Genomic DNA, 7,032 nt, shown 5'->3' on the forward strand with positions numbered 1-7,032 from the left:
GGGCGCGGTGGTCTTGGGCACGGTGGTCATGGGGATCAATGCCTGTGGAGTTCGCGCTGTTCGAAGCGGTGGAAGGCGTTCTCCAGCCGCCACTGCAGGTGCGTCTTGAGGCCGGGGCCGGGCAGGAAGGCTTCCTTGAGCGAGGTGCGGGCGAGGTCCTTCAGCTCGGGGTAGCTCAGGTCGTACGTGGTGGCGGCGCGCTGGTACTCGTGGCTGATGTCGGTGCGGGAGATCCCGGGGTCGTCGGTGGCGAGCGTCACCGGTACACCCGCCCGGCGGTAGCGCTGGAAGGGGTGGGCGTCCCCGCTGACGCCGAGGATCTGGGCGTTGCTCGTCAGCGGCGATTCGAGGGCGATGCCGTGGTGGGCCATGGTGCGCAGCAGCTCTTCGGCGCCGTCCTCGTGCGCCAGGTCCACGCCGTGGCCGATGCGCTCGGCGTGGCCGGTGTGGACGGCTTCCCGGATGTGGAAGCGCAGGTCGGCGGGTTTGACCAGGCCGGGCGTGAGTTCGCCGGCGTGCAGGGTGATGTGCGCGCGGGGGTACACGCCGTGCAGGTAGTCGAGCATCCGCATGTGGAGGCGGTAGTCGCGCAGGGCGGTTTCGCCGTCCTCCGGCGCGACCAGGTTCACCGCGACGAACCGCCGGTCGCGCTCGGCCAGCCGCATGCCGAGCGCGAGCTGCGTGAAGACCTGCTCGGGCGCCTCGGACCGGATGCCCTGGGAGATGAAGCGGACGGTCACGCGGCAGCCGGGGGCCGGGGCGTGGGTGTCGCAGTGTGCCGTGCGGCGGAAGACGGCCGTGTCCCGGTCGGCCTCCCGCCGGGCGTCGCGCACCACTCGGTCCAGCTTGCCGCCGGCCAGCAGCGCGCGGTGCATCCGGGCCGGGTCGGTGTCGTACTCGATGTCGGCGGCCAGCCGGCGCGTGGCGGCCGCGGCCGGGGTGATCATGGTCTCGAGGTACGACTGGTGGTGCGCGGCCGCGGTGTCGGTCACGTCGGCCAGCAGCTCACCGGTGTGCCGCTTGACGGCCTCGTCGAACTTGTCGAAGGCGGCGAAGAAGTGGTCGTGCCCGGATGCGCCGGGCGGGAGGTCCTGCATCGACCAGGCGCGGATCAGGCGCTGCCGGAAGGCGGGGTCGGTGCGGGTGTCGGCGGCGGGGCGGGTGCCGGCGCGGCACGGCGGCGGCAGGGCCGTGTCGGTCCGGTCGATGCACAGCCCGTCCTGCGCGGCGAGGCGGACGAGCAGCTCGGTGGACGCGGCGCCGGTGAGGTGATTGTGCAGGTCACCGCCCTTGGGCAGGGCCCGCATGAACGCGCGCAGGGCCCGCGGGTCGTGCCGGATGGCGTCCAGGTGTGCGTCGAGGCGCTGCTCGGCGGGGGTTGTGGGGCGGCCGGCCGGTGGTGGGGTCGCGGCGGCGTCCGGGACGGCGGGCAGGGCTGCCGCGCCCAGGGAGGCGGCGCCCAGGAGGGCCAGTGCGGCGCGCAGGCCGGGGCCGGTCCTGGGCCTGGGCTTGGGGCGGGGTGCGGAAGCGCTCCTGCGGAGCCGGTTGCCGAAGATCACGGTGCATCTTCGGCACGCCGGGCGACCGGGTGCGACCTGACAGGCCGCGGGCGCGGCAAGGCCACCCGGTCGGCACAGCCGGGGCCACGGCGGCCCGGTCGGCACAGCGGTGAGGGGCACGGGTGCGGCACGAACCCGGTGGGTGCTGTCCCCGCCGTTGCTCCCGGCCGCTGCCGGTGGCGCGCTTCAGTCGGTCTTCGCCGACTCGTCGAAGAACTCGATGATGCGGGGCAGGGCTTGCCGCACCGATGCATTGTGGTCGTAGTCGCCGACGTCGGTCAGCCGGTGTGCGGCGCCGTTGCTCGTCAACTGGTCGGCGCAGTACGCGGCGTGGCGGAAGTCGACGTCCTTGTCGCCCCGGCCGTGGAAGATTTCCACCGGTACGTTCGGCCGCCAGTCGCACGTGGTGTCCATCGGGCGAAGCCTGTCCTTCAGGACACCGCCGGGGTTGCGGATCTTGTTCAGGAAGTCCTCGGTGAACAGGTCCCTGGAGGCCGCCGGGAGTGCGCCGACGATCTGCCCGGTGGTGTGATGGCCGTCGAAGAGCCCCTCCACCTTGCTGTCGTAGGGGGAACGGAAGACGTCGCCGGGTGATGTGTAGAGGCCGTACGTCTTGTTCCAGGCGGTGACGAAGTAAGCGAGGTAGATGCCGGATTTGGCGATCTTGTCGTCGGCCGCGGCGGCCTCGAAGGCCGAGAGGTGGAAGGGGCCGCTGACCGGGGCGAGCGCCCCGAGTCTGAAGTAGCGGTCGGCGCGCTGCTGCTGGAGCGCCCGGCCCACCAGCATGGTCGCGGGGCCGCCTTGTGAGAACCCGCTGACCTGGACCTTCCGCTTCAGCTCCCGGCCGTTCCGGTGGGCAAGGGTCCGGGCCGCGCGCAGGCCGTCCACCGAGGCCGCGACGGTGGCCCGGGGGTCACCGTAGGGGTGGAAGCCTTCGCCCGAGCCGAGGCCCACGTAGTCGGGCGCCGAAACGGCCCGCCCGGTCGAGGCGAACAGCAGGGCGACGAGCCGGTCGTTCGACTGCGGATTCTCCGAGGCGACGTCCTTGCGGTGGACGGTGGTGCCGTGCAGCCAGGAGACGGTGGACAGGCGGCGCGCGCCGTTCCTGGGCAGGACGACGAGCTGGCTCGCGGTCGTGGGGGCGCCGGCGCTGTCAGTGGTGCGGTAGGTGACGCGATAGGCGGTCACGCCGTAGCGGACCCGGGACGAGTCGATCTTTCCCCGGAGTTCCCCGGCCACTTCCTCCGCTGTGAGGTCGGCCGCTTGCTCGACGGAGACGACGGCCCCGCCGCGCGCCCGCTCGCTGTGGGAGTCGGCCGCCGCCGGGACCGGAGCCGGCAGGGCGGACACACTGCCGAGGACCGCCGCACCAGCCAGAATCCGGATTTTTGTGCCCCGTGAAGTCATGCAGGGATCATGCCTGTCGGCCGCTCCGCCGGGACATGGAGCGATCCCCCGGGCCGTGATGGGGGAAAACCCCCGCGGGACCCGTAGGAGATGCCGGATACCGGATGCCCCGTGCAGTGCTGCACGCCACCTGGCCGTAGCTGTACGAGAACCGGGCCGCGGCCGCCCGGTCGGCACAGCCACGGGCGCTGAGGCCCGGTGGCTGTGCGTGGGCGTACATGGCTGTGCCCGACGGTGCGTGACTGTGCCACCGCCGCCGGACTCGCGGTTACGCCCCCGAGGCGGTCAGCTCGCGCTCGCGCTCCTCCGCCGGCTCCCGCTCGGCCTCCCCGGTGGCTTCGTGGCCGGCTTCCCGGGCGGCGAAGGGGCACTGCCAGTCGGCGGGCTTGGGGCGGCCGGAGTAGCGGCGGGCCTCGGAGAGCTGCTCGTACTCGTACAGGTTGGGGTTGATGTCCCCCTGCAGCTTGATGTCCTGCTTGCGTATCTTGTCCGCCAGCCGGTCCCACATGCCGGCGCCCTTTATCAGGTCGAACTGCTCGTGGGAATTGAAGGCCAGCATCGGGAAGGGAGGCCGGCGGCCCCAGCGGCGGTGCGTCTCGTGCAGACCGATCACGAAGAAGGGATGGCCGGCCACGCTGAACGCGAACTGCCCGGACTGCGGATCGGACGAATAGCCCTCGGCCCAGCTATGGGATTCCGCGTCCTGCTCGTGGAGCAGCTGCAGCTGCTGCCAGAGAAGCTCCTCGAACCGCAGCTCATCGACCCCGCGAGGTTGCTCGAAGGTCGCGATGAAGCTGGTGAACGTCCGGGGACTCCAGTCCGCCGAGCCGACGAATTCCGCGAGATCGAACGCCATCAGCCGGGCGGCTTCCGTACTCCCCATCCGGTCGTAATGCCGGTGGGTTATGCCGCCCCGGCGCCAGGCCGACCGGCCCGCCAGGCAGGCGAACCGCTCCCCCAGGATGAACTCCTCGACCTCACCACGCGCATCCGTCGTCATGGCCAGCCTTCCTTCCAATTATGTGCCTCCTCGTAGGGAGATCGTTCCGCCCTGTGAACCTGTCGCGCCCACCCCGAAGCGGCGGCGCCCGGACCCACGGCGGCTGAGGCAGCCGCGCCGCGTGGGCAGGACCGAGTCCGCTGAGAAAACAGGGAAGGTCGCCCGGTGATTGTGACGGGCCAAGGCCGATCAATGAAAATCCGCCGGGAAACGGGCGGCGACGAATCGCCCCCATCCCCCTGCAATCGGGTGGTTGTGCGCCGCCGGACGCCGTCTCGGGGCAGGCGTTCCGTGGAAGCGTTCGGACCGGTCCGGACCGATCGAGCGAGGCCGATCGGGACCGACCGGGACCGTTCCAGGCCGCTTCGGACCGAGGAGAGATGTGGCATGAGCGAGTACGAGCGTTCCCGCACGATGCCGGCGCTGCCCGAGCACGTTTTCGATCAGGCGAGCGATGTGTCGCGGCTCGATTCCTGGATGCCGGCGGAGCTGCACGTACGGGAGGAGGAGCTGCCGGCGGTAACGGTGCACGAGGACCGTACGGGCGAGGACGCGTCCGCTCTTTTCCGGGCCCAGCCGGATCAGCAGCGCCTGGAATGGGGCACCCGGGAGAGCGGCAGCTACGCGGGCTGGCTCCAGGTGGCCGGCATCGGGAGCGGGGCGAGCGAGGTGACCATTCACCTGTCCTTCTTCGAGGCGTCCCACGACCCGGGCCGCGAGGCCGTGGAGGCCGCGCTGGACCGGAGCCTTGCGCGGCTGGCGGAGCAGGTACGGCTGCGTGTCGACGGCACGGAAGGATGAATGATCATGCGTCACGACGAGTTCCTGCGGCTGGTGCAGGCAGGGGCCGCGCTCCCCGACCGCGGGGCGGCTGAGCGCGCGGTACGGGCGACGCTGGAGACGCTGGCGGAGCGCATCCCGGACGGTCTCGCCGAACATCTGGCGGCCCAGCTGCCGCAGGAGGCCGGCGAGCACCTCCGCCGGGTGGTCGCCGCGCACGAGGGCGGCGACGACCCTGCGGAGCACCACACGGCGGAACGGTTCGACCTGACGACGTTCGCCGCACGGATCGCCTGGCGCGGCGGGGTCTCGGAGGACGCCGCGCTGCAGGAGGCGAGCGCGGTCTTCGAAACGCTGGACGCGGCGCTCGCGCCCGAGCTCAGCGAGAAGCTCGGCAGCGTCCTTCCGCCCGACATCCGTGAGCTGCTGCCCGAGAGCCGGATGGGGGACCCCTCGTGAGGACACCGGACCTGAACCCGCGTACCGCCGTGATCACCGGGGCGGACTCCGGCATCGGCCGGGCCACCGCCGTACGCCTCGCCGAGCAGGGGCTGGACATCGGCATCACCTGGCACAGCGACCGGGAGGGCGCCGAGGCGACGGCCGAGGAGGTCCGCGGCAAGGGCCGGACCGCGGAGATCGAGCGGATGGACCTCGCGGACCTGCCGGCGGCCGCGCAGGCCGTCGACCGGCTCGCCGAGCGGCTGGGCGGGATCGACGTACTGGTCAACAACGCCGGCACCGGCACCGCCACGCCCTTCCTGGACATCGATCACGCGACGTTCCAGCATGTGCTCGACGTCGACCTCGCCGGCCCGTTCCTCTGCTCCCAGCTGGCCGCCCGGCGCATGATCGACCAGGGTGACGGCGGCCGGATCGTCAACGTCACCAGCGTGCACGAGCACCAGCCCCGGGTCGGCGCCGCCCCGTACTGCGCGGCCAAGGGCGGGCTGGGCCTGCTGACGCAGGTCATGGCCCTGGAGCTCGCCGAGTACGGCATCAACGTGAACGCCGTCGCGCCCGGCGAGATCGCCACCCCGATGACCGGGCAGGAGGGCGAGGACGTGACCGCCAAGGAGCGGCCCGGCGTCCCGCTGGGCAGGCCGGGCGACGCCCGTGAGGTGGCCGCCGTCATCGCCTTCCTCGCCGGCCCGGACGCGGCGTATGTGACGGGCGCGTCGTGGGCCGTCGACGGCGGCATGCTGCGGATGGGCCCGCAGGCCGGCTCCCACCTCCCGGACCACAGCTGGCGCCGCCCGTAAAAGACGGACTGCGCTATGTGGCGCTGCGCTCGCTCTCGTCGCGCAGCTCGCGTTCCACGGCGCGGTTGCGGGCGTCGTCCGGCCGGCCGGCCGCGCTGCCGGGCCGGCCCGCCCTGAGCAGCTCGCGCCACCGCTCGGGGCTCCAGTCGGCCGGCCGGGTCGTGGCGATGAAGTGCTGCAACGCGGCGAGGAAGCGGTCCGGATCGGCGGTGAAGGGGAAGTGCCCGGCGCCCTCGAAGACCTCCAGGCGGCTGCCGGGCATCGCGTCGTGCGCGCGGTAGGCGTGGCGTACTGGTATCACGCCGTCCCGTGACCCCCACAGCAGCAGGGTGGGCATGCCCTCGGCCAGGTAGCACCGGTCCAGCATGGTGATGACCTGGCCGCGCCAGTCGACCACGGCGCGCAGACTGCGGACGAATGCGCTCCGGGACGCCGCGTCCGGGAGCGCGTCGACCAGCCGGCGCAGGGCCGGCGCGTCCTGCCCGAGGTCCGTGCCGAGGTGCTTCAGCAGCCCGACGACCAGCCGGGTCTGGCAGCGCATCCCCGGCAGGCCGAGCACCGAGAGCAGCGCGGCGGCCACCGGCAGGGAGACGGCCCGCAGGACGGGGGTGACCTCGCGCCCCACGCCGCCCGCGCTGACCAGCACCAGGCGCTCGGTGCGCTCGGGGAACTGGTACGCGAACTGCATGGCCACCCCGCCGCCGAGCGAGTGCCCGATCAGGGTCGCGCGGTCGATGCCGAGGACGCCGAGCAGGTCGCGGACGCCGTTGGCGTAGGCGGCGACCGAGTAGTCGGCGCGCGGCTTGTCGGAGGCGCCGTGGCCGAGCAGGTCGGGGGCGATCACGGTGTGGTTCCTGGCCAGCGCCGGGAGGATGCCCGCCCAGGTCGCGGAGGAGTCCCCGATGCCGTGGAGGAACACGAGCGCGGGGCCACGGCCCGCGAACCGGAAGGCTCGGCGGTAGCCGTGCACCACGTGGTAGCGCAGCTCCACGTCGTCCCGCACGCCCGACGCCCCCTCCCCCGG

At 72.6% G+C, this 7,032-nt stretch carries 7 protein-coding genes; 3 read left to right on the forward strand and 4 right to left on the reverse strand.

Features of this window, described 5'->3' with window-relative positions:
- Positions 1–35 precede the first annotated feature (35 nt).
- The 3 genes from CCS38_RS01490 to gntA all read right to left on the reverse strand — a co-directional run bounded on the left by CCS38_RS01490 (position 36) and on the right by gntA (position 3,966).
- The gene (locus tag CCS38_RS01490) at positions 36–1,559 is read right to left on the reverse strand and encodes an adenosine deaminase family protein (RefSeq protein ID WP_372456959.1); all 1,524 of its coding nucleotides are present in this window, start codon (positions 1,557–1,559) and stop codon (positions 36–38) included.
- Between the two features lie 186 nt (positions 1,560–1,745).
- Positions 1,746–2,966, reverse strand: coding sequence for a lipase family protein (locus CCS38_RS01495; RefSeq protein WP_223731350.1), 1,221 nt, complete (start codon positions 2,964–2,966; stop codon positions 1,746–1,748).
- Between the two features lie 268 nt (positions 2,967–3,234).
- A complete protein-coding gene (gntA, locus tag CCS38_RS01500) occupies positions 3,235–3,966 on the reverse strand; it encodes a guanitoxin biosynthesis heme-dependent pre-guanitoxin N-hydroxylase GntA (RefSeq protein ID WP_223731351.1) in 732 nt (243 codons plus the stop codon).
- 387 nt (positions 3,967–4,353) lie between these two features.
- On the opposite strand from gntA, the gene CCS38_RS01505 reads away from it, so the two are divergent.
- The 3 genes from CCS38_RS01505 to CCS38_RS01515 are packed head-to-tail and all read left to right on the forward strand — an operon-like array spanning position 4,354 to position 6,008.
- A complete protein-coding gene (locus tag CCS38_RS01505; RefSeq protein WP_223731352.1) occupies positions 4,354–4,767 on the forward strand; it encodes an SRPBCC family protein in 414 nt (137 codons plus the stop codon).
- Between the two features lie 6 nt (positions 4,768–4,773).
- Positions 4,774–5,205 (forward strand): DUF2267 domain-containing protein, encoded by a 432-nt coding sequence (locus CCS38_RS01510; RefSeq protein WP_223731353.1) that lies wholly within the window; start codon positions 4,774–4,776, stop codon positions 5,203–5,205.
- Positions 5,202–6,008: an SDR family oxidoreductase gene (locus CCS38_RS01515; protein WP_223731354.1), complete on the forward strand. Its 807-nt coding sequence runs from the start codon at positions 5,202–5,204 to the stop codon at positions 6,006–6,008. The genes CCS38_RS01510 and CCS38_RS01515 overlap by 4 nt, the downstream gene beginning before the upstream one ends.
- Before the next feature lie 13 nt (positions 6,009–6,021).
- On the opposite strand, the gene CCS38_RS01520 is transcribed toward CCS38_RS01515, so the two are convergent.
- Entirely contained in the window at positions 6,022–7,011 is a 990-nt protein-coding gene (locus tag CCS38_RS01520; protein ID WP_223731356.1) for an alpha/beta fold hydrolase, read from the reverse strand.
- Positions 7,012–7,032: the final 21 nt, after the last annotated feature.

The sequence above is a fragment of the Streptomyces purpurogeneiscleroticus genome (assembly GCF_020024005.1).
Taxonomy (GTDB): domain Bacteria; phylum Actinomycetota; class Actinomycetes; order Streptomycetales; family Streptomycetaceae; genus Streptomyces; species Streptomyces purpurogeneiscleroticus.

Coding starts and splice junctions, on each gene's coding strand:
- CCS38_RS01495 (WP_223731350.1), bottom strand. CDS start 2,966: ATGACTTCACGGGGCACAAAAATCCGGATTCTGGCTGGTGCGGCGGTC.
- gntA (WP_223731351.1), bottom strand. CDS start 3,966: ATGACGACGGATGCGCGTGGTGAGGTCGAGGAGTTCATCCTGGGGGAG.
- CCS38_RS01505 (WP_223731352.1), top strand. CDS start 4,354: ATGAGCGAGTACGAGCGTTCCCGCACGATGCCGGCGCTGCCCGAGCAC.
- CCS38_RS01510 (WP_223731353.1), top strand. CDS start 4,774: ATGCGTCACGACGAGTTCCTGCGGCTGGTGCAGGCAGGGGCCGCGCTC.